The organism is Kitasatospora sp. NPDC002040 (genome assembly GCF_040296785.1).
GTDB lineage: Bacteria > Actinomycetota > Actinomycetes > Streptomycetales > Streptomycetaceae > Kitasatospora.
Map to the genome: position 1 here is coordinate 95497 of NZ_JBEOXV010000017.1, position 19208 is coordinate 114704.

Annotated in this window: 16 protein-coding genes; 9 read left to right on the forward strand and 7 right to left on the reverse strand. The window is 72.9% G+C overall.

What is annotated here, in order from left to right; translation table 11 throughout:
* Positions 1 to 3: 3 nt before the first annotated feature.
* Positions 4 to 234: a DUF6458 family protein gene (locus tag ABT118_RS27665; RefSeq protein WP_350674689.1), complete on the reverse strand. Its 231-nt coding sequence runs from the start codon at positions 232 to 234 to the stop codon at positions 4 to 6.
* Between the two features lie 149 nt (positions 235 to 383).
* Positions 384 to 1505 (reverse strand): GDSL-type esterase/lipase family protein, encoded by a 1122-nt coding sequence (locus tag ABT118_RS27670; protein WP_350674693.1) that lies wholly within the window; start codon positions 1503 to 1505, stop codon positions 384 to 386.
* Positions 1506 to 1806: 301 nt separating this feature from the next.
* Between ABT118_RS27670 and ABT118_RS27675 the strand changes: the two genes are divergently transcribed.
* Positions 1807 to 2364, forward strand: a complete 558-nt coding sequence (locus ABT118_RS27675) for a hypothetical protein (RefSeq protein ID WP_350674696.1) — start codon at positions 1807 to 1809, stop codon at positions 2362 to 2364.
* A 9-nt stretch (positions 2365 to 2373) separates the two neighbouring features.
* Here ABT118_RS27675 and ABT118_RS27680 read toward each other — a convergent pair whose 3' ends face one another.
* Positions 2374 to 3711, reverse strand: coding sequence for an aminotransferase class I/II-fold pyridoxal phosphate-dependent enzyme (locus ABT118_RS27680; protein ID WP_350674698.1), 1338 nt, complete (start codon positions 3709 to 3711; stop codon positions 2374 to 2376).
* 34 nt (positions 3712 to 3745) lie between these two features.
* Between ABT118_RS27680 and ABT118_RS27685 the strand changes: the two genes are divergently transcribed.
* The 6 genes from ABT118_RS27685 (at position 3746) to ABT118_RS27710 (ending at position 9062) form a co-directional block, all read left to right on the forward strand.
* Positions 3746 to 4402: a pyridoxamine 5'-phosphate oxidase family protein gene (locus ABT118_RS27685; protein ID WP_350674702.1), complete on the forward strand. Its 657-nt coding sequence runs from the start codon at positions 3746 to 3748 to the stop codon at positions 4400 to 4402.
* 13 nt (positions 4403 to 4415) lie between these two features.
* Positions 4416 to 5048, forward strand: coding sequence for an FMN-binding negative transcriptional regulator (locus tag ABT118_RS27690; protein WP_350674704.1), 633 nt, complete (start codon positions 4416 to 4418; stop codon positions 5046 to 5048).
* Positions 5049 to 5193: 145 nt separating this feature from the next.
* Complete coding sequence (locus ABT118_RS27695; protein WP_350674776.1) at positions 5194 to 6606, forward strand: sugar porter family MFS transporter; 1413 nt, start codon at positions 5194 to 5196, stop codon at positions 6604 to 6606.
* A complete protein-coding gene (locus ABT118_RS27700) occupies positions 6607 to 7131 on the forward strand; it encodes a dienelactone hydrolase family protein (protein ID WP_350674707.1) in 525 nt (174 codons plus the stop codon).
* 52 nt (positions 7132 to 7183) lie between these two features.
* The gene (locus ABT118_RS27705) at positions 7184 to 8473 is read left to right on the forward strand and encodes an MFS transporter (protein WP_502884693.1); all 1290 of its coding nucleotides are present in this window, start codon (positions 7184 to 7186) and stop codon (positions 8471 to 8473) included.
* A gap of 70 nt (positions 8474 to 8543) precedes the next feature.
* Positions 8544 to 9062: an HAD domain-containing protein gene (locus tag ABT118_RS27710; RefSeq protein ID WP_350674713.1), complete on the forward strand. Its 519-nt coding sequence runs from the start codon at positions 8544 to 8546 to the stop codon at positions 9060 to 9062.
* Positions 9063 to 9115: 53 nt separating this feature from the next.
* Here ABT118_RS27710 and ABT118_RS27715 read toward each other — a convergent pair whose 3' ends face one another.
* The 3 genes from ABT118_RS27715 to ABT118_RS27725 all read right to left on the reverse strand — a co-directional run bounded on the left by ABT118_RS27715 (position 9116) and on the right by ABT118_RS27725 (position 14751).
* Complete coding sequence (locus tag ABT118_RS27715; RefSeq protein ID WP_350674717.1) at positions 9116 to 9904, reverse strand: CPBP family intramembrane glutamic endopeptidase; 789 nt, start codon at positions 9902 to 9904, stop codon at positions 9116 to 9118.
* 73 nt (positions 9905 to 9977) lie between these two features.
* Positions 9978 to 13094, reverse strand: a complete 3117-nt coding sequence (locus ABT118_RS27720) for a phosphocholine-specific phospholipase C (RefSeq protein WP_350674720.1) — start codon at positions 13092 to 13094, stop codon at positions 9978 to 9980.
* A 157-nt stretch (positions 13095 to 13251) separates the two neighbouring features.
* Positions 13252 to 14751, reverse strand: coding sequence for a glutamate-cysteine ligase family protein (locus tag ABT118_RS27725; RefSeq protein WP_350674723.1), 1500 nt, complete (start codon positions 14749 to 14751; stop codon positions 13252 to 13254).
* 341 nt (positions 14752 to 15092) lie between these two features.
* Here ABT118_RS27725 and ABT118_RS27730 point away from each other — a divergent pair, with 341 nt between their 5' ends.
* Entirely contained in the window at positions 15093 to 15647 is a 555-nt protein-coding gene (locus ABT118_RS27730; RefSeq protein ID WP_350674726.1) for a hypothetical protein, read from the forward strand.
* A gap of 314 nt (positions 15648 to 15961) precedes the next feature.
* Positions 15962 to 16153 (forward strand): DUF5999 family protein, encoded by a 192-nt coding sequence (locus ABT118_RS27735; RefSeq protein ID WP_350674729.1) that lies wholly within the window; start codon positions 15962 to 15964, stop codon positions 16151 to 16153.
* 55 nt (positions 16154 to 16208) lie between these two features.
* Here the strand turns inward: ABT118_RS27735 and gcvP are convergent, their stop codons facing one another.
* Positions 16209 to 19082: an aminomethyl-transferring glycine dehydrogenase gene (gene gcvP, locus ABT118_RS27740; protein ID WP_350674732.1), complete on the reverse strand. Its 2874-nt coding sequence runs from the start codon at positions 19080 to 19082 to the stop codon at positions 16209 to 16211.
* Between the last annotated feature and the right edge of the window lie 126 nt (positions 19083 to 19208).

Here is a 19208-nt window from a genome sequence, read left to right on the forward strand (position 1 = left end):
GCGTCAGAGCTCGTCGTAGTACCGGCGCTCCTGCACCACCGGGGACTCCACGCCCCGGCTCCCGAGCAACCGGCGCCGCCGGTAGACCCGGGCGTACACCACCAGACCGAGCAGTCCGGCGACCATCAGGATCACGCCGACCATGTCGACGTTCACGCCGGACAGCTCCCAGTCGACACCGAAGGTCAGGATCGCGCCAAGCGCGAACAGACCGATGCAGCCGCCGATACCCATCGACTTCTCCCTCCGAGGCACGCCGCCGCACCCTCCCGGCACGGCGCCATCGGGGCGCCTACCCCGTCCGGGCCGGATCACCGCGGCGAATCGCCGCGGGCCCGGCCGGAGTTCGACGGCCGGGCCCGCGACAGGCCTTGCGGGGGTGGCTACTTGGCGACCAGGTACATCCCGGTGGCGTCCTGCCCGGCCGTGTTGCGGCAGGACTGGTCGCCGGTGGGCTTGGCCCAGAGCAGGGTGAGGCAGCGGCCGAGCGCGAGCTGGCCGTAGTAGTTCGGGTGCATGGACTCGCGGGTGTCGCCCTGGGAGGCGCTCAGGCCCGCGTCCACGAAGCGGGCCCACTCGCTGGTGGTGGCGCTCGGGGCGGTACTGGAGGTGGCCTGCCGGGTGGCCTTGGCGCAGACCTCGCGGCCCGCCAGCATGTCGCGCAGGTCGAGGAACTGGACGCCCTTGGCCTTGGCGACCTTGCCCAGCTCGTTGGAGATCTGCGGGACCAGCGTGTTCCTGGCCCAGTCGGCGTCACCGTTCCAGAACGGGCAGCCGCCGGTGTCGGCCCGGCTCCAGCCGCTCTCCGGGTAGCGCATGTCCGCGCCGCGCGGGATCGGCGAGGGGTAGGACTGGAGCACGATCCGGTACGAGGAGGACGCGTACCCGGCGGCCGTCATCACCGCCCGGATCTCGTCGATCGACTTGCCCACGCCCGCCATCGCGGCGGGCATCCGGGCGTTCACCGCGTCCTGCTGGTCGTCGTAGCAGTACGAGTACCAGATCAGGTAGTCCTTGACGCAGGTCTCGATCACGTCGGCGAAGCCGAGGTCGTTGCCGCCGATCGACAGCGTGATCAGCTTGACGTCGTTGGCGGCCGCGACGGCGGCGAGCTGGTCGGCCTGCGGCAGTTCGCCCTTGTAGGACTGGCCGCCGTTGCTGGCCCGGAAGACGTTGGCGCTGACCGCGCCCGAGCAGGCCAGGTTGATCTGGGTGGTGGCGATGCCGGTCGCGCTGCGCACCTCGGCCGAGTCCGAACGGTCGCACCCGTTCGAGTAGCTGGCCCCGTAGGCGCGGGTGGGGTCGTACGCGCTGCCGGTCCAGGCCCGGTCGGTGCCGGCCCGGCTCCCCGAGGTGACGACGCTGTTGCCCTTCCAGCGCCCGGCCTCGCCGGAGATGTAGCTGTCCCCCAGCGAGACGCTGGCGGTGGGGCCGGTGGCGGCCCCGGCGGGGGTGGCCAGGCTCAGCAGCGGGAGGGTGAGCGCGGCTGCGGCCAGGAAACGCACGGCGGTTCTGATGCTTCGACAACTTTCGAGCACGGCGAAACTCCTGCGAACGGCCTCCCGATGAGTGGGGTGGGGAGGCGCGGGTGAGGGTGGGCCGCCGGCCGGTGGCGCGATGAATGTGACATGCCCACCGTTGTTACCGCTAGGTATCCGACCGGAGTTTCTTCCACGACCCAGGTGGAGTGATGGACCGACTACGCCCGGTATGTCAGTTCGGCCGTTCCGACCTTCGACGGATGTGCGCGAACCGCCTGCGCTGCCAGACGGACCGCCTTGTCAGCAAGCGGGGGGAACACCGTTCATGCGCACCGGACCCACAGTCGGCCTCCTCGTGGTCGCGGCATTCGCCGCCGCCTGCACGCTCGGCTCGGGGCCGGGCACCTCGGGGCCGGGCCGCTCGGCGCCGAGCGGCTCGCCCACCCGGATCAGCGGTTCGGCCTTCAGCACCACACTCGCCCTGCCGAAGACGCCGATCGGCGGCACCGTCACGCTCGGCGGCGCCCGGTTGACCGCCACCGACGCCGCGCTGGGCCGCGGCCTTGACGCCCCGGCCGTCACGGTCACGATCGAGATCAGCAACACCGGCGGCGCCCCCGTGCAGACCATGCTGATGCCTGCCCTGAGCTGCAGCTCCGGCGACGGCACCGCGCCGGGAAGTCCGCTGCTGCAGCTCGGCACGCTGGCCCCGGGCGCGACCGTGACCCGGAACGTCACGGTGGAATGGCCCACCGGGCACCGGCGCTGCGAGGGCTCGCTCTCGGTGGGGGTGACCGCCCTCGACCCCGTCCCCCGGATGGGCAGTTGGACCCTGCCGGACTCGCTCCGCGACGCCGGCAACGCCGCCCTCACCGGCGGCTGAGGCCCGCCCTCAGGTCAGCCGGGACCCCGCCCGGGACGGGAGCAGCACCGCCGCCAGGTCCGCCGCCAGCGCCGGGGCCAGCTCCGGCGGAAGGGCGGCCACGGTCAGCCGGACGGCCGGCGGGGACTGCTGCCGGAACCGGGCGCCGGGGGCCGCGACCCAGCCGCGCTGGGCCAGCCCGGCGATCACCCCGGACTCCTCCGGGACGGGCACCCAGACGTTCAGCCCGCTGGCGCCGTACCCCGTGATGCCGTGCTCGGCCAGCGCGGCCAGCACCGCCTCCCGCCGGACCCGGTAGGTGGCGGCCACCGGGCCGGCCGGGGCCGCGTCGGTGCGCCAGAGCTCGGCCACGGTGCGCTGGAGCAGCAGGCTGACCCAGCCGGTGTCCAGGCGCTGGCGGCCCAGCACCCGGTCGATGGTGGTGGCGTCCCCCGCCACCACGGCGACCCGCAGGTCGGGCCCGTACGCCTTGGCGGCCGAGCGGACCACCGCCCAGTGCGCGGTGTCGGCGGTGGCCAGTGCCTGGTAGGGGCGGTCCACGATGCCGTGCCCGTGGTCGTCCTCGATCACCAGCGTCTCCGGGTGCCGGGCCAGCACCTCGCGCAGCGCGGCCGCCCGCTCGGCGGTGAGTGCCGCGCCGGTCGGGTTCTGCGCCCGGACGGTGACCACCACGGCCCGCGCGCCCGCCGCCAGGGCGGCGGCCAGCGAATCGGGCAGCGGGCCCTGGTCGTCCAGCCGGACGGGGGTGGTGCGCAGCCCGAGTGCGGGCAGCTGGTCCAGCAGGCTGCCCCAGCCCGGGTCCTCGACCGCGACGGAATCACCGGGCCGCAGCCGGGAGTTGAGCAGGCGTCCGATCGAGTCGAGGGCGCCCGAGCAGACCGCGAGCGCGCCGTCGGGGACGCCGTCGGCGAGGAAGCCGGCCCGGGCCAGCGCCAGCAGCCCGGGGTCGGCCACCGGGTGCCCGTACAGCACCGGGTCGGCGTCGCCGGCGGCGGCCGCGACCGCCAGGGCCGGGGCCAGGGCGGGCAGCAGGGCCAAGTCGGGGTTGCCGCTGGAGAGGTCGCGGGAGCCGGCCGGCACCGTGATCGGCACCTGGTCGCGCGGGCTGGTGGCCGGGCGGGGCAGCACCCGGCTGCCCTTGCGTCCGGCGGTCTCGATCACGCCCCGGTCGCGCAGCAGCCGGTAGGCGGCGGCCACCGTGTTGGGGTTGACGCCGAGCTCGACCGCCAGGTCGCGCAGCGGCGGCAGCGCGGCCCCGGGCTGCAGGCGGCCGGAGCTGACGGCCTGTTCGATGTCGGCGGCAATCTCACTGGCACGCCGACCCTTGATCGGATACTCTCCTAGCACAAACACCAGTATGCACTAGTACATAGAGGTTGTCATGTCGGACACGGCTTCGTACACCAGGAACGAGCGCACCACCCCGACCCGCTACCGCGACCGGGCCACCTGGGAGCGCGACGCGATCCACGCCATCCTGGACGCGGCCTACGTCTGCCACCTCGGCTTCGTCGTGGACGGCGCCCCGGTGGTGCTCCCCACCATCTTCGCCCGGGTCGGCGACCGCCTGTACGTGCACGGCTCCACCGGCAGCCGCCCGATGCGCGGCGCGGCGGACGAGGGCATGCCGGTCTGCGTCACCGTCACTCTGGTCGACGGACTGGTGCTGACCAAATCCGCCTTCAACCACTCCGTCAACTTCCGCTCGGTGGTGGCCCACGGCGTCGCGCAGCAGGTGACCGACCCGGAGGAGCTGGCGGTGGCCCTGGACGCCCTGGTGGACCACTCCGTCCCCGGGCGCTCCGGCGAGGTCCGACGGCCGAACGCCAAGGAGATGGCCAAGACCGCCGTGGTCCGGCTGGTGCTCGACGAGGTCTCCGCCAAGACCCGGGCCGACGGCGCGGACGACGACGAGGAGGACCGCGGCCTGCCGTACTGGGCCGGCGTGATCCCGGTCGCCACCGTGCACGGCACCCCCGAGCCGGACGCCACCACCGACGTGCCGCTGCCCGCCCACCTGACCGACTTCCGGCGCTGAGGGGGCGGACACCGTGCTGATCCGATCCTGGGACCGCGGCAGCGAGGCCGAGTGGCGCCAATGGCTGTCCGAAGGACGGGACTTCGGCCTGCTGGCGGCCAACGGCACCGACGGCCGGGGGCCGGTTCTGGTGCCGACCCACTTCCTGCTGGCGGGCGACGAGATCGTGCTCCACCTCGGCGCCCCCAACCCGATCTGGGCGGCGATCCGGGCCGACCCCGCCGTCACCCTCGCGGTCACGGACGACTACGCCTTCGCCGCCGGCGGCTGGCGCGGCGACCCGTACGTACCGACCAGCTACTACGCCTCGGTCCACTTCTCCTGCACCGCCGAGCCGGTGGACGAGCCGGCCGGCAAGGCCGACATCCTCGACCGCCAGCTGGCCCACTTCGAGCCGGACTGGCCGGGCGCCGCCCCGGTGACGCCGGGTCAGCAGCCGTACGGGCCGCTGCTCTCCGGCATCCGGGGCCTGCGGCTGGCCATCGACCGGGTGGACGCCAAGTTCAAGTACGACGACAAGAAGCCGGTCGAACAGCAGGCGGGCTTCGCCGAGCGGCTGGCCGAGCGCGGCACCGGCCGGGACGCGGGCGCCCGGGCGCAGCTGCTGCGCCGCAACGCCCTGCGGACAGGCTGCCCGCTGGGGTAGGGCCACTCCGGACGGGTGGTGGCCGGATGCGACATTTCGTCAGATCAACCGCAGAGCGCGCATTTTGCGCACGCGGCTGGTGAAATGAGGGACGTACCCTGCCCAACGGCCGCACCGGTGGGCCGTCGACCCTAGGGAGCGCGTCCTGTCCACCACCTCTCCGGCCCAGCCTGCCGATCAGGCCCATCTGGGCCACGTCGTCTTCATCTCGGCGGCCGCCGCCATGGGCGGCTTCCTGTTCGGCTACGACAGCGCCGTGATCAACGGCGCGGTGACGGGCATCCAGAGCCACTTCGGCGTCGGCAACGGCGAGACCGCCTTCGTGGTGGCGATCGCCCTGCTCGGCTCGGCGGTCGGAGCGGTGCTGGCCGGGCGGCTGGCCGACCATCTGGGCCGGGTCAGGACCATGCTGCTGGCCGCGACCCTGTTCGCGATCAGCGGCATCGGCTCGATGTTCCCGCCCAACATCGAGATGCTCGGCTTCTGGCGGGTGATCGGCGGCATCGCGATCGGCATCGCCTCGGTGATCGCCCCGACCTACATCGCCGAGGTCGCCCCGACCGCCTACCGGGGGCGGCTGGCCTCGTTCCAGCAGCTCGCCATCGTGCTCGGCATCACCGTCTCCCAGCTCGCCAACTGGGCGCTGAACGAGGCGGCCGGCGGCAGTTCGACCGGCCACCTCGGCGGCATCCAGGCCTGGCAGTGGATGCTCGGCGTGGAGACCATCCCGGCCGTCGTCTACGGCGTGATGGCGCTGGCCATCCCGGAGTCGCCGCGCTACCTGATCGCCGACCGCCGCGAGGACCAGGCCCGCAAGGTCCTGCTCGAGGTCGAGGGCGAGGGCGTCGACCTGGACGCCCGGGTGGCCGAGATCCGCGCCGTGCTGGACACCTCGCACAAGCCCCGGCTGGGGGACCTGCTGGGCGGCCGGTTCGGCCTGCTGCCAATCGTCTGGATCGGCATCGGCGCCTCGGCCTTCCAGCAGTTCGTCGGCATCAACGTGATCTTCTACTACTCCTCCTTCCTCTGGCAGTCGGTCGGCATCGACGAGTCCAACTCGCTGCTGATCAGCCTCTCCACCTCGATCGTCAACGTGGTCGGCACCGTGATCGCGATCTCCCTGGTGGACCGGATCGGCCGCAAGCCGCTCGCCCTGGCCGGCTCGATCGGCATGGCCGCCGCCCTCGGCACCGCCGCCTGGGCCTTCTCGTACCGGCACGGCACCGGCGACACCGCCACCCTGGACGACACCCACGCCACCGTCGCGCTGGTCGCCGCGCACGTCTTCGTGCTCTGCTTCGCCTTCTCCTGGGGCGTGGTGGTCTGGGTGCTGCTCGGCGAGATGTTCCCCAACCGGATCCGCGCGCTCGCCCTCTCGGTGGCCGCCTCGGCCCAGTGGATCGCCAACTGGGCGATCACCGTCAGCTTCCCGAGCCTCTCGGACTGGAACCTCTCCGCCACCTACGTCATCTACGCGGCCTTCGCCCTGCTCTCCATCCCCTTCGTGGCGTACTGCATCAAGGAGACCAAGGGGAAGTCCCTGGAGGAGATGGGCTGAGTGGACGTCATCCTGCCCGCCCAGGGCATCGGCCCCGGCGTGCTGCTGCTCCCCGAGCCCGGCACCGAACCCGGCCCGCTGGTCGAACGCCTGCTGGCCGAGGGCTTCGCGGTGCTCACCGGCCCGGCCGGGCCGGAGCAGCTGCTGACGCACGACCAGGTGGTCGGCGACGCCGTCGGGGTGGTCGGCCTCGGCCCCGGCGCCGGGGCGGCCCTGGAGCTGGCCACCGCCGAGGGCGACCGGGTCGCCGCCGTGGTCGCCTGCTACGGCCTCCCGGCGGACCCGGAGTTCAGCTACCTCGGCCTGACCGCCCACGTGCTGGGCCACTTCGCCGAATCCGACCGGACCGTCCCCGTCCCGGCCGTGGACGAGGCCGCGATCCGGCTCGGCGAGGCCACCGACGTCCGCCCCGAGCTGCACTTCTACCCCGCCGACCACGCCTTCATGACCGACGGGTCCGACCGTCTGCAGTCCGGCATCGCCTGGCAGCGCACCCTCACCTTCCTCTGGGCCCACCTCGGCTGACGCCCGTCCCGGACCCTCGGGCCGCGCCGGGCCCGCCCGTCCCGATATTCGGATGACACCTGCGCGGCCGCCAGCCATAGTCACGCAGGTGAACAGCACCCGTTTCCCCTGGGCCGGCCGCAACTACCGGGTCCAGACGGCCGCCACCGTCATCAGCGGCCTCGGAAACGCCGGCGCCCCCATCGCCACCGCCTTCGCCGTCCTCGACCTGGGCGGCAGCACCACCGACGTCGGCTACGTGACCGCCGCCCGGATCGCCCCGATGGTGCTCTTCCTGCTCCTCGGCGGCGCCCTGGCCGACCGCCTCCCCCGCCACCACGTGATGGTCGCCGCCAACCTGTTCAGCGCGCTCTCGCAGGCGCTGCTGGCCGCCGCCGTGCTCACCGGCACCGCCCGGCTCTGGCACCTGCTCCTGCTCTCCGCCGCCGGCGGCATCGGCCACGCGTTCTACGCCCCGGCCTCCGAGGGCATGATCATGGAGTCGGTGGCCAAGGAGCACGCCTCCCGCGCCTTCGCGGTCTTCCGGATGGCGCTCAACGGCGCCCAGATCGGCGGCGCCGCCCTCGGCGGCGCCCTGGTCGCCGCGGTCGGCCCCGGCTGGGTACTGGCGATCGACGCCGTCGGCTTCGCCGCGGCCGCCGCGCTGCGCCTGCTGCTGGAGCCGAACACCCTGACCGACCGGGCCGGGGAGGCCGGCGGTCTGCTGGCCGATCTCCAGGACGGCTGGCGGGAGTTCGCCGGCCGCCGGTGGCTCTGGGTGGTGGTGCTCCAGTTCAGCGTGGTGATGGCCGCGCTCGGCGCGGTCGAGTCGGTCTACGGCCCGGTGGTGGCCAAGGAGCGGCTCGGCGGCGCGGACGCCTGGGGCCTGGCCCTCGCCGCGTTCGGCCTCGGTCTGCTGGCCGCCGGTCCGCTGATGGTCCGTTGGCAGCCGCAGCGCCTGCTGCTGGTCGGCAACTACGGCGTCTTCCTGTTCGCCCTCCCGGCCGCCGCGCTGGCCGCCGCCGCCCCGCTGCCGGTGCTCTGCGCGGCGATGTTCGTCAGCGGCGCGGGCATCACCGTCTTCGGCGTCAACTGGATGGTCGCGCTCCAGCAGGAGGTCCCGGCCGAGCTGTTCTCCCGCGTCTCGGCCTACGACCACTTCGGCTCGCTCGCCCTGATGCCGATCGGTACCGCCGCCGCCGGACCGCTCGCCCTGGTGCTCGGGATGCGCGGCGCGCTCTGGACCTGTACGGCGCTCATCGCGCTGCTCGCGCTGCTGGTGCTGGCCGAGCCCCAGGTCCGCCGCCTCCGCCGGGCCGCCCCGGACGTTGTACCGGAACGGGAAACCGTCACTTCCGGGTGACTTGAGGCAACCGTCCCCCGGGTTCGTTCGTCCGACCATGTGACAACGGTGTCACCTTGGGGGGAGCCAAGTGCCAAAGCCGCTGCTGTTCCTGGACGTCGACGGAGTCCTCAACCCGGTCTGCCCGCACCCGGACGACGACTTCGACACCCACACCCTGCTCGGCTACGCCGTGCTGCTCTCCGCCCGCCACGGCCACTGGCTGCGCGAGCTGGCCGAGTCGTACGAACTCTGCTGGGCCACCACCTGGGAGGAGCGGGCCAACGTCCACATCGGGCCCCGGCTCGGCCTGCCCGAGCTGCCGGTGGTCCGGTTCACGGGGTACGTGCCCCGGCCGGACGACCCCAAGGTCCCGCTGATGGACCTGTTCGCCGCGCACAAGTGGGCGCCGCTGCTCCGGTACGCCGACGGCCGTCCGTTCGCCTGGATCGACGACATCATCCCGGGCAGCCTGCTCCGCCGGAGCCTGCTGCGCCGGGACCAGCTGCTGCTGCGGATCGACCCCGGCCAGGGGCTGCAACGCCACCACGTGGACCGGCTGTTGAGCCGCCCGCCCGCCGTCGGCCGGCTCCGCCGGCTCTCCGCCTGAGCCGACGGGCCGTCAACCCCGGCGCCCGTCAACGCGTGGGGCCCGTCAGCCCGTCAGCCCGTGGGCAGCCAGCTCACGTGCCCCGCCAGCAGCGCGTACCCGACGAAAGCGACGGTGTCGATCAGCCCGTGCGCCACCACCAGCGGCATCACCCGGCCCCAGCGCCGGTACAGCAGGCAGAACACCACGCCCATCACCATGTTGCCGACCAGCCCGCCGACCCCCTGGTAGAGGTGGTACGAGCCGCGCAGCAGCGATCCCGCCACCACCATGGCGGGCCAGCCCCACCCCAACTGCCCGAGCCGGCGCAGCAGGTAGCCGAGCACGATCACCTCTTCGGCGATCGAGTTCTCCCAGGCCGAGCCGAGCAGCACCGGCACCCGCCACCAGACGTCCGGCAGTCCGGACGGGGCGACGGTCAGATTGAAGCCGGCCGCCTGCGAGGCCAGGTAGAGCAGCAGGCCGGAGCCGCCGATCGCGGCCGCCACCGCCGTGCCCCGGCCCAGGTCGCGCCACTTCTGCCGGAGGTCGAAGCCGAGCACCCGCAGCGAGACGCCCTCGCGCACCAGCAGGTAGCCGACCAGGGCGACCGGCATCAGGCCGCGCCCGATGTAGTACAGCTGCCAGGCCAGGTCCAGCCACGGGCGGCCGGGCGCCCGGGAGCCGTTCAGGGTGGCCACCTGCTTGGCCAGCGCCGCGGGCTCGGTGACCGAACCGAGGAAGCTGATCAGCGCGCCCAGCCCGCTCATCCCGAACGAGAGCCCGAGCACCACCAGCAGCTCGATCCCGAGCAGCCTGCGCGAGATCCCGGCGGTCTCCGGCGGGGTCGAAACAGTCGTCACCTGGACTCCAACGCGATGATCGGCCCGGCGGACCGCCGGGCCGATCATCCTCGCATACCTGTCTGAGGACGGATCAGCCCTGGATCGGCCGCACGTCGAGCCGCACGTGGTCGACCGCCCAGAACCAGTTGTTGCCCGCGTCGTACATCCGGAACTTCAGCGTCACCGAGCCCGCCCCCGCCGGGACGGCGAACTGCCGGGTCACGAAGCTGTTCTGGACGTCCTTGCCCGCGTTGTCGTTGCCGGTGGCGTCGGAGCTCCAGAACACCAGCCGGACCTCCTGGCCGGTGTCGAAGACGGCCGTGACGGCGGCCTTCTGCGGGGCCTCCTGGCGGTAGTGCGAGTCGAAGCCCAGGTGCAGCGTGCCGGTGCCGGCCGGGATCGCCACGGCGGGCGAGACCAGGGTGGAGTCGAACTTGCCCTTGCCGGACGGGGCGCCGGTGTCGTCCCAGTCGTCCGGGTCGGCCACCGCGAGCACGCCCAGGCCGCGGGTGAAGGCCCCCCGGTCCTGCCCGGCCGGGTTGGACCAGGCGCGCTTGGTGTGGAAGGTCCAGCCCTGCAGCCGCGCCGTGCCCTGCGGCATGCCCGGCGCGTTCAGCACCGACCACCCCTGCGGGGCCTGCGCCGTCCAGCCGGAGACGCCGCCGATCGGAGCGAGCAGCGGGGCGAGCGACTCGAAGTCCTCGCCGAGCAGGTGACCGGCCATCACCGGGGCGGTCCTGGCGGCCAGTTCGCCGTCGGCGAGCACGAAGCGCTCCCCGGCCCGGGCCCGGGCGGTGACCAGGATCCGGTGGGTGGCGCCGTCCGGCAGCACGGCGGGCGGCTGCACCTCCCACTCGGCCGTCGCGGTGGCGCCCTCGGCCAGTGCGGCGGGCGGCGCGGTGACCACCTTCGCGGTCCAGCCCGGCGGCAGCACCGGCTGGGCCTCGACGCCGGCCAGCGCGGCGGCGGCGGTGAAGCGCGCGGTCACCCGGGCGGCCCGGCCCGGGAGCAGGATCGCCTCGTCGACGGTGGCCGAGGCCGCGCCCAGCGCCACGTCCAGGGCGAGCAGGTCGGCCAGGCCCATCGCCGGGTCGGTCACGCCCTGCTCCTGGCCGGGCATCCGCCCGGCGTAGCGCCGACGGAACGTCAGGTCGCCCTGGACCGAGATCGCCAGGTCGTACCAGCCCTCGCGGTTGACCTTGACCCGGACCGGCCGGGTGTCCTGCCCGGTGATCCGGACCTCCTGCACCCCGCCGCCGTACGCCAGGTCGCCGATCAGGAAGACCTGCGGGTTCTTCGAACGGTTGATCAGGTGGAACTCCAGCACCCGCTCGGCGCCGGACTCCGGGAACAGCTCCACCTCGTACGCCCCGGCGGCGTCGCCGCGCAGGTGCCAGTGCGAGCCGTTCGGGCCGTGCACCCGCAGGTCGTAGCCCTCCGGGCCGATCGCCCAGCTGTCGGAGAGCCGGTCCTTGGCGGCCACGGTGTAGTGCCGGGGCGGGGTGCCGGGGGCCGGGTAGGCGGCGAACACCGCGCCCTGCTTGCCCTGGTTGGCCAGCTCCAGGGTCAGTTGGCCCTGCCGGACCTGGGGCTTGAGCCGCAGTACGTACGGGTTCGGCCGGGCCGCCCGGGTCCCCTGCTGCTGCCTGGGCAGCACCTGCGGGCTGGGCACGGTCGGCGCCGGCAGCTTGCCGGTGTCGGTGACCTTCTGCCGGTTGCCGCTGGTGTCGGGCAGCTGCGGCCAGACCGGGTCGCGGCCGGAGAAGTCGAAGACCGAGGTCAGGTCGCCGGTGACGGACCGTCGCCAGGGGCTGATGTTGGGCTCGGCCACGCCGAACCGCTGCTCCAGGAAGCGGAGCACCGAGGTGTGGTCGTAGACGGTGGAGTCCACCACGCCGCCCCGGGTCCACGGCGAGACCACCACCATCGGCACCCGCACGCCCAGGCCCATCGGGTACGGGCCGGAGACCACGGTCTCCCCGGCGGGCAGGGTGTCCGACCAGGTGAGCGAGCCGTCGGCGGCCTTCACCCGGTACCGGCCGTCCTGGCCGACCACCCGGTGGTACGTGGCGGTGCCCTTGCTGACCCGGACCACCACCTCGCCGTCCACCGGCACGGTGGAGCTGCCGCGCCCGGCCGCCAGCGGCGGCACCGGGGGGAGCAGGTGGTCGGAGAAGCCGCCGTGCTCGTCGTAGTTGAGGATGAAGACGGTCTTGGCCCAGACCTCGGGCTTGGCCGCCAGCGCGGAGAGCAGCCGGGAGGTCAGGTGCTCGCCGTTCGGCGGCGCGTAGTTGGCGTGCTCGGAGAGCGCGGCGGGCGCCACCAGCCAGGACACCTGCGGCAGCGCGTCGGCCTGGACGTCGGCGGTGAACGCCGCCACCAGCGCGTCGCCCATCGCGAACGGGTCGTTCTTCTTCGCCGGGTCGCCGACCATCTTCATGCCGCGCTCGTACAGCGACTCACCGGGCTTCGCCCGCTGGAACGGGGCGAACCAGGCCAGCGCGTTGTCGTCGTAGTTGTCCAGCGCCTGGTACGTCCGCCAGCTGATCCCGGCCCGCTCCAGCCGCTCGGCGTAGGTGGTCCACTCGTAGCCGCCGGCGATGTAGCTGTTGTCGGTCACCGGGACGTCCCGGACGGTGCCGCCGCTGGTGCCGGTCATGAAGTGGTCGCGGTTGGTGTTGGTGTTGCACTGCACCGAGGCGAAGTAGTGGTCGCAGGTGGTGAAGACCGAGGCGATCGCGTTGTAGAACGGCATGTCGGCGGGCTCGTAGTAGCCCTGGCCGAGCCAGCCCGAGGAGCGCCGGGACACCCCGCCGTCGGCCAGGCCGTCGTTCCACGCCTTCATCGAGTCGACGTAGCCGAAGGCGGGCGCGCCCTGCTGGTACGCGCTGGTGTGCGCGGCGTTCATCGGGAACGGCAGCAGGTGCCCCTCCTTCCGGGACGCGTCCGGCTGGTGGAACACCGAGCGCCCGTTCACCCCGCGCACGGCGCTGCGGTCACCGAAGCCGCGCACCCCGGGCAGGGTGCCGAAGTAGTGGTCGAACGACCGGTTCTCCTGCATCAGCACCACCACGTGCTGAATGTCCGTCAGCTTGCCGGGCCTGCCCGGCGCGGCCAGCGCCTCCCGGACGCTGAGCGGCAGGGCGGACAGGACGGCGGCCGCGGCGGCGCCGCCGAGCAGGGTGCGGCGTGAGACTTCGGGACTCATCGGGGTGCTCCTCGTTCACAGCACAGGGCCACTGTTCGGCCCGGACCCGCTATGTCTAATTGCCCGAGATGTACAGCCAGCATTGATCAAATGGCGGCCCGATGACCGCAGGTTGTTCGAACAACTCGCCCGATGGTCTGGACCACCTGTCGACCCGTCACCCCACCAGCCAGGTGTGCACCGGCTCCCCGCCGCGCATGTGCTCCAGGTAGCGCCGGGTCATCGCGGCGATCGCCGAGGAGCGGTCCATCCCGTACCGCTCGCGCAGCAGGTGCACCGTGGCGGCCTGCCAGGACGCCCCGTTGGTGCGGCGCACGCAGCGCTGCTCGATGATGCCGAGGTAGCGGTCCCGGTCGCCGGGCTCGACGCCCCACTCGTCCAGCCCCTGACGGGCCAACGGGAGCAGCTCGTTCAGCACCAGCTCGGTGGCGGCCACCGGGACGGTGCCCTTGGCGCCCCGGCCCGCCTTCGGCCACTGGAGCACGGCGTCGATGCCGTACCGGGCGGCGGTGTGGAAGTTCTCGTCCGCCCGTTCGAACGGCAGCCTGGTCCAGATCGGCCTGGGCTGCTCGGCCAGCACCCGGACCAGTCCGTAGTAGAAGGCGGCGTTGGCCAGGGTGTCGACCACGGTCGGCCCGGCCGGCAGACAGCGGTTCTCCACCCGCAGGTGCGGCACGCCGTCGGCGACGTCGTACACCGGGCGGTTCCAGCGGTAGACGGTGCCGTTGTGCAGGCGCATCTCGGCCAGCTTCGGGATGCCGCCGGAGGCCAGCACCTTGGCCGGGTCCTCGTCGTCGCAGATCGGCAGCAGGGCGGGGAAGTAGCGCTGGTTCTCGCTGAACAGGTCGAGCGCGGAGTCCACCCAGCGCTCGCCGAACCAGGTGATCGGGCGCACCCCCTGCGCCTTGAGCTCGGCCGAACGGGTGTCGCAGGCCTGCTGGAACAGCACCGGCCTGGTCTCCCGCCAGAGCTCCCGGCCGAACAGGAACGGCGAGTTGGCCCCCAGCGCCAGCTGGACCGAGGAGATCGCCTGGGCCGCGTTCCAGACCGGGGCGAACCGCTCCGGAGTGACCTGGAGGTGCAGCTGCAGCGAGGTGGCGGCGGCCTCGGCGACCATCGTCACCGACTCGACCTGGAGCCGCTCCACCCCTTCGATGTCGAGTGCGATGTCCTCGCCCCTGGCGGCCATGATCTGGTCGCTGAGCAGGGTGTACCGGTCGTTGTGCGACATCGCGTCCAGGCCGGTGTGGTCCAGGTCCAGGGTCGGCAGGATGCCCACCATGGCGATCCGGGCGCCGACCTCCTCGGCCTTCCGGTCGGCGTAGCGCAGGCCGGTGTCGATCTCCTCGCGGAGCTCGTCCAGCACGTGGCCGGTGAGCCGGCGGGCGGCGATGTTCAGCTCGATGTTGAACTGGCCCAGCTCGGTCTGGAAGTCGCCGGAGGCGATCGAGGCGAGCACCTGTTCGTTCCGCATCACCGGACGGCCGAGGTCGTCGGCCAGGTTGAGCTCGATCTCCAGGCCGACCATGGCCTTCGGCCGGTCGAAGCGCCCCTCGCGCAGCATCCGCTCCAGGGCGTCCTGACAGGCTTGGAGCTTCCGCCGGTACAGCTGCCGATCGGACAGTTCCGCGCGTGTCGCCACGACCTTCTCGCCCATGGGTGCCCCTTCACCTAGGTCGACCGTCCCTGCATCATGCCCCACCGGAAGATCCCTAGCCCCCGGCCCTAACACAGCGGCCGAACAAGGTTGTTGACGGCACGTCAGTGAATTCCCGACTTGCCATCGCACACCGAACGTGATAAGAAGGTCACCCTGTGCACCTGTTCGAGTAGAATTCGCACAGCCCTCGCCCGGCGCCTGCCGCTCCCGAAGACCTCGCGACGGCAGGCCCGCGCCCGCGCCGCGATCATGCCCAACCGGACACGGCCCAGGTTCCGTCACTGCCACGCCGGTATGCCGCACTCGCACGCCGATCTAGCACGGAGAGGCGACCCGCCATGACTCTGCAGACCCCTCAGCCCCCGTTGAGCGCTCTGCGCGCCGTCCTCGGCGCGCTCGACAGCACCACCGCGCTCGACCTGCCCTCCGCCGCCGCCCTGCGCGGCGCCGGTCGGCTGCTACCCGCGCACCCGCTCGCGGTGCACGTGCTCGACGAGCCCGGTGCCGCACTGGCCACCGCCCGCCGAACGGGCTGGCGGTTCCTGATCCGGGCCGGCAATGAGACCGCCGCCGCGGCCGAGGTGGTCGAATCGGCCGACGGCCACACCTTCTCCCACTTCACCGCCGGCCCCTATCCGGACTCCACCCTGCGCGCGCTGCGCCAGGCCGGGCAGCTCGCACTCGCCTCCCGCGCCAGGCACCAGCCCCGACTGCTCTCCATGCCGGGCCACTACGCCACCGCGCTCTGGCTGCACCACCCCGAGCCCGGCCCCTCGGTCGACCTGCTGATCCCGCTCGCCCCGGCCCCGCTCGGCATCACCGCGCACCGGGTCTACCCGGCCGGCGAGCTGCTCGCCCTGCTGACCCGGCCGCTGGCGCTCGGCCGGTCCTGATTCCGCGCCCGAACGGGCCATCGGCGGCAACCCACCCGGGTCAGCCGCCGATGGCCCGTTCCGGCACGCCCGGAGCCGGGCGCCATCTGAACGGGTGATCCCTGCGATCCAGTTGTGGCGCATGTCACGAAATCGCTGCGGGACGGCCCCGGTATGACGACACTGGGAACCGACGCGGGGGGCGACCTGTCCTACCCGTCGGAGCGCCGGTTCACACCTGGGCCGGGCAGGGGATCGGATCGTCGGGGCGGGGCAACCCAGGGGGGCTGCTTGCGTCCGGCCGACCGGGTCGCAAGCGAAGCGAGGGTACGAAGATGTGCCAGCACCGTCCTGAGTGTCCGTCCGCGGACTCCACCGACCACGAGGCGGCCGTCACCGTGGCCTGCCACCCCGACCAGGGGTGGAGCCTGCTCTGCAACGGGGTCCTGCTCTTCGAGGACACCGGCGAGCTCATGCCCGACGGCCGGGTGGTCGGGCCCCGCCGCCCGCTGGCCATCGCCTCCTAGCACCAAGACGGGTGCCCCCGGCGGAGTGGCTCCGCCGGGGGCACCCGTCACCTGCTCAGGAGCCGTACTCGTCCAGCGGCGGGCAGGAGCAGACCAGGTTGCGGTCGCCGTACGCGCCGTCGATCCGGCTCACCGGCGGCCAGTACTTGTCCGCCGGGTTCACGCCGGCCGGGAAGACGGCCTCCTGGCGCGAGTAGCCGTGGTTCCACTCGCCGGCCATGGTGGCGGCGGTGTGCGGGGCGTTGCGCAGCGGGTTGTCGTCCGCCGCCCACTCGCCGCTGCCGACCTTCTCGATCTCGGCCCGGATCTGGATCATGGTCTCGCAGAACCGGTCGATCTCGCCCAGGTCCTCGGACTCGGTCGGCTCGATCATCAGCGTGCCGGCCACCGGGAAGGACATGGTCGGGGCGTGGAAGCCGTAGTCGATCAGGCGCTTGGCGATGTCGTCCACGGTCACCCCCGTCTCCTTGGTGAGCGGGCGCAGGTCGATGATGCACTCGTGCGCGACCAGACCGCCGGGGCCGGTGTAGAGCACCGGGAAGTGCGGGGCGAGCCGCTTGGCGATGTAGTTCGCGTTCAGCACCGCGACCTGGGTGGCGCGCTTGAGGCCCTCGCCGCCCATCAGCCGGACGTACGCCCAGGAGATCGGCAGGATCGCCGCCGAGCCCCATGGGGCGGCCGAGATCGGGCCGACGCCGGTGGCCGGGCCCGCCTCGGACTGCAGCGGGTGGTTCGGCAGGTACGGCGCCAGGTGCGAGCGCACCGCGACCGGGCCGACGCCCGGGCCGCCGCCGCCGTGCGGGATGCAGAAGGTCTTGTGCAGGTTGAGGTGCGAGACGTCCGCGCCGAACTTGCCCGGCTTGGCGAGGCCGACCAGGGCGTTCAGGTTGGCACCGTCCACGTACACCTGGCCGCCGGCCTCGTGCACGAGGGCGCAGATGGTGGTGATCTCGGTCTCGAACACGCCGTGGGTGGACGGGTAGGTGACCATCAGCACCGAGAGCTGGTCGCGGTGCTGCTCGATCTTCGCCTTCAGGTCCTCGACGTCGACGTCGCCGTCGGTCAGGGTCTTCACCACGACCACCCGCATGCCGGCCATCACGGCCGAGGCCGCGTTGGTGCCGTGCGCGGAGGCCGGGATCAGGCAGACGTCGCGCTGGGTGTCGCCGTTGGCCCGGTGGTACGCCCGGACCGCGAGCAGACCGGCCAGCTCGCCCTGCGAGCCGGCGTTCGGCTGGATCGAGACCGCGTCGTAGCCGGTCACCTCGACCAGCTGCTGCTCCAGCTCGCGGATCAGGGTCAGGAAGCCCGCGGCCTGGTCGACCGGGGCGAACGGGTGCAGCTGGCCGAACTCGGGCCAGGTCACCGGCTCCATCTCGGTGGTCGCGTTGAGCTTCATGGTGCAGGAGCCCAGCGGGATCATGCCGCGGTCCAGCGCGTAGTCCCGGTCCGAGAGGCGGCGCAGGTAGCGCAGCATCGCGGTCTCGGAGCGGTGGCTGTGGAAGACCGGGTGGGTCAGGTACTCGTCCTCGCGGACCAGCGCGGCGGGCAGCGCGTCGGCGGTCTCGGCGACCTCGCCGGCGGTGACGCCGAAGGCGGCCCAGACGGCGGCCAGGTGCTCGCGGGTGGTGGTCTCGTCGCAGGAGACCGAGACCAGGTCCTCGCTCGCCCGGAACACGTTCACGCCGTTGGCGCGCGCGGCGGCGACCACCTCGGCCGCCCGGCCGGGCACCTTCGCGGTGACGGTGTCGAAGAACTGACCGGTGGTCAGCTCGACCCCGCCCGCGCGCAGGCCCTCGGCCAGCGCGGCGGCGTAGCGGTGGGTCCGGCGGGCGATGTCGGCCAGACCGTCCGGGCCGTGGTAGACCGCGTACATCGAGGCCATCACGGCCAGCAGCACCTGGGCGGTGCAGATGTTGGAGGTGGCCTTCTCGCGGCGGATGTGCTGCTCGCGGGTCTGCAGCGCCAGCCGGTAGGCGCGGTTGCCGTCGGCGTCGACCGAGACGCCGACCAGGCGGCCGGGCAGGTTGCGGGCGTACGCGGCGCGGACCGCCAGGTAGCCGGCGTGCGGGCCGCCGAAGCCCATCGGGACACCGAAGCGCTGCGAGGTGCCGCAGGCGATGTCGGCGCCGAGCGAGCCGGGCGACTTGAGCAGGGTGAGCGCCAGCAGGTCGGCGGCGACCGCGACGATCGCGCCCAGGCCGTGCGCCTGCTCGATCACCGGGGCCAGGTCGCGCACCGCGCCGGAGGCGCCGGGGTACTGGAGCAGCAGGCCGAAGACGCCGCGCTCGGCGATCTCGGCCGGGATGCCGTCGGACAGGTCGGCGACGACCACCTCGACCCCGGTCGGCTCGGCCCGGGTCTGGATCACCGCGATGGTCTGCGGCAGGGTGTCGGCGTCGACCAGGAAGACCCCGCCCTTGACCTTGGTGACCCGGCGGGCCAGCGCCATCGCCTCGGCGGCGGCGGTGCCCTCGTCGAGCAGCGAGGAACCGGAGGTGTCCAGACCGGTCAGGTCGGCGACCAGGGTCTGGAAGTTGATCAGCGCCTCCAGCCGGCCCTGCGAGATCTCCGGCTGGTACGGCGTGTAGGCGGTGTACCAGGCCGGGTTCTCTAGCACGTTGCGCAGGATCACCGGCGGGGTGAAGGTGCCGTAGTAGCCCAGGCCGATCATCGGCTGGAGCACCTCGTTGCGGGAGGCCAGCCCGCGCAGCTCGGCCAGCACCTGGGCCTCGCTCCGGCCGGCCGGCAGGCCGAGCGCGGTCAGGCTCTTGATCGCGTCCGGGACGGCCGCGTCGGACAGCTCGTCCAGCGAGCCGTACCCGACCTGCGCCAGCATCTTCTCCTGGGCGGCGGCGTCGGGGCCGATGTGACGGTTCTCGAAGGGGCTCGACTGCTCGAGCTCGGTGAGGGTCGGCTGGGCGTTCATGGGGGTCGAGGCCTCCTGGTCACGGACCGGCGGGGGCACGCACGCCGGACGGCAACGCCGCCGTGGGACAGCGGGGCCGGGGACGAACGAGCCCGTCAGGCCTCCCCCTCTGTCATCGGTACCTGA

Coding starts and splice junctions, on each gene's coding strand:
- ABT118_RS27665 (WP_350674689.1), bottom strand. CDS start 234: ATGGGTATCGGCGGCTGCATCGGTCTGTTCGCGCTTGGCGCGATCCTG.
- ABT118_RS27675 (WP_350674696.1), top strand. CDS start 1,807: ATGCGCACCGGACCCACAGTCGGCCTCCTCGTGGTCGCGGCATTCGCC.
- ABT118_RS27685 (WP_350674702.1), top strand. CDS start 3,746: ATGTCGGACACGGCTTCGTACACCAGGAACGAGCGCACCACCCCGACC.
- ABT118_RS27705 (WP_502884693.1), top strand. CDS start 7,184: ATGACACCTGCGCGGCCGCCAGCCATAGTCACGCAGGTGAACAGCACC.
- ABT118_RS27720 (WP_350674720.1), bottom strand. CDS start 13,094: ATGAGTCCCGAAGTCTCACGCCGCACCCTGCTCGGCGGCGCCGCCGCG.
- ABT118_RS27725 (WP_350674723.1), bottom strand. CDS start 14,751: ATGGGCGAGAAGGTCGTGGCGACACGCGCGGAACTGTCCGATCGGCAG.
- ABT118_RS27730 (WP_350674726.1), top strand. CDS start 15,093: ATGACTCTGCAGACCCCTCAGCCCCCGTTGAGCGCTCTGCGCGCCGTC.
- ABT118_RS27735 (WP_350674729.1), top strand. CDS start 15,962: ATGTGCCAGCACCGTCCTGAGTGTCCGTCCGCGGACTCCACCGACCAC.
- gcvP (WP_350674732.1), bottom strand. CDS start 19,082: ATGAACGCCCAGCCGACCCTCACCGAGCTCGAGCAGTCGAGCCCCTTC.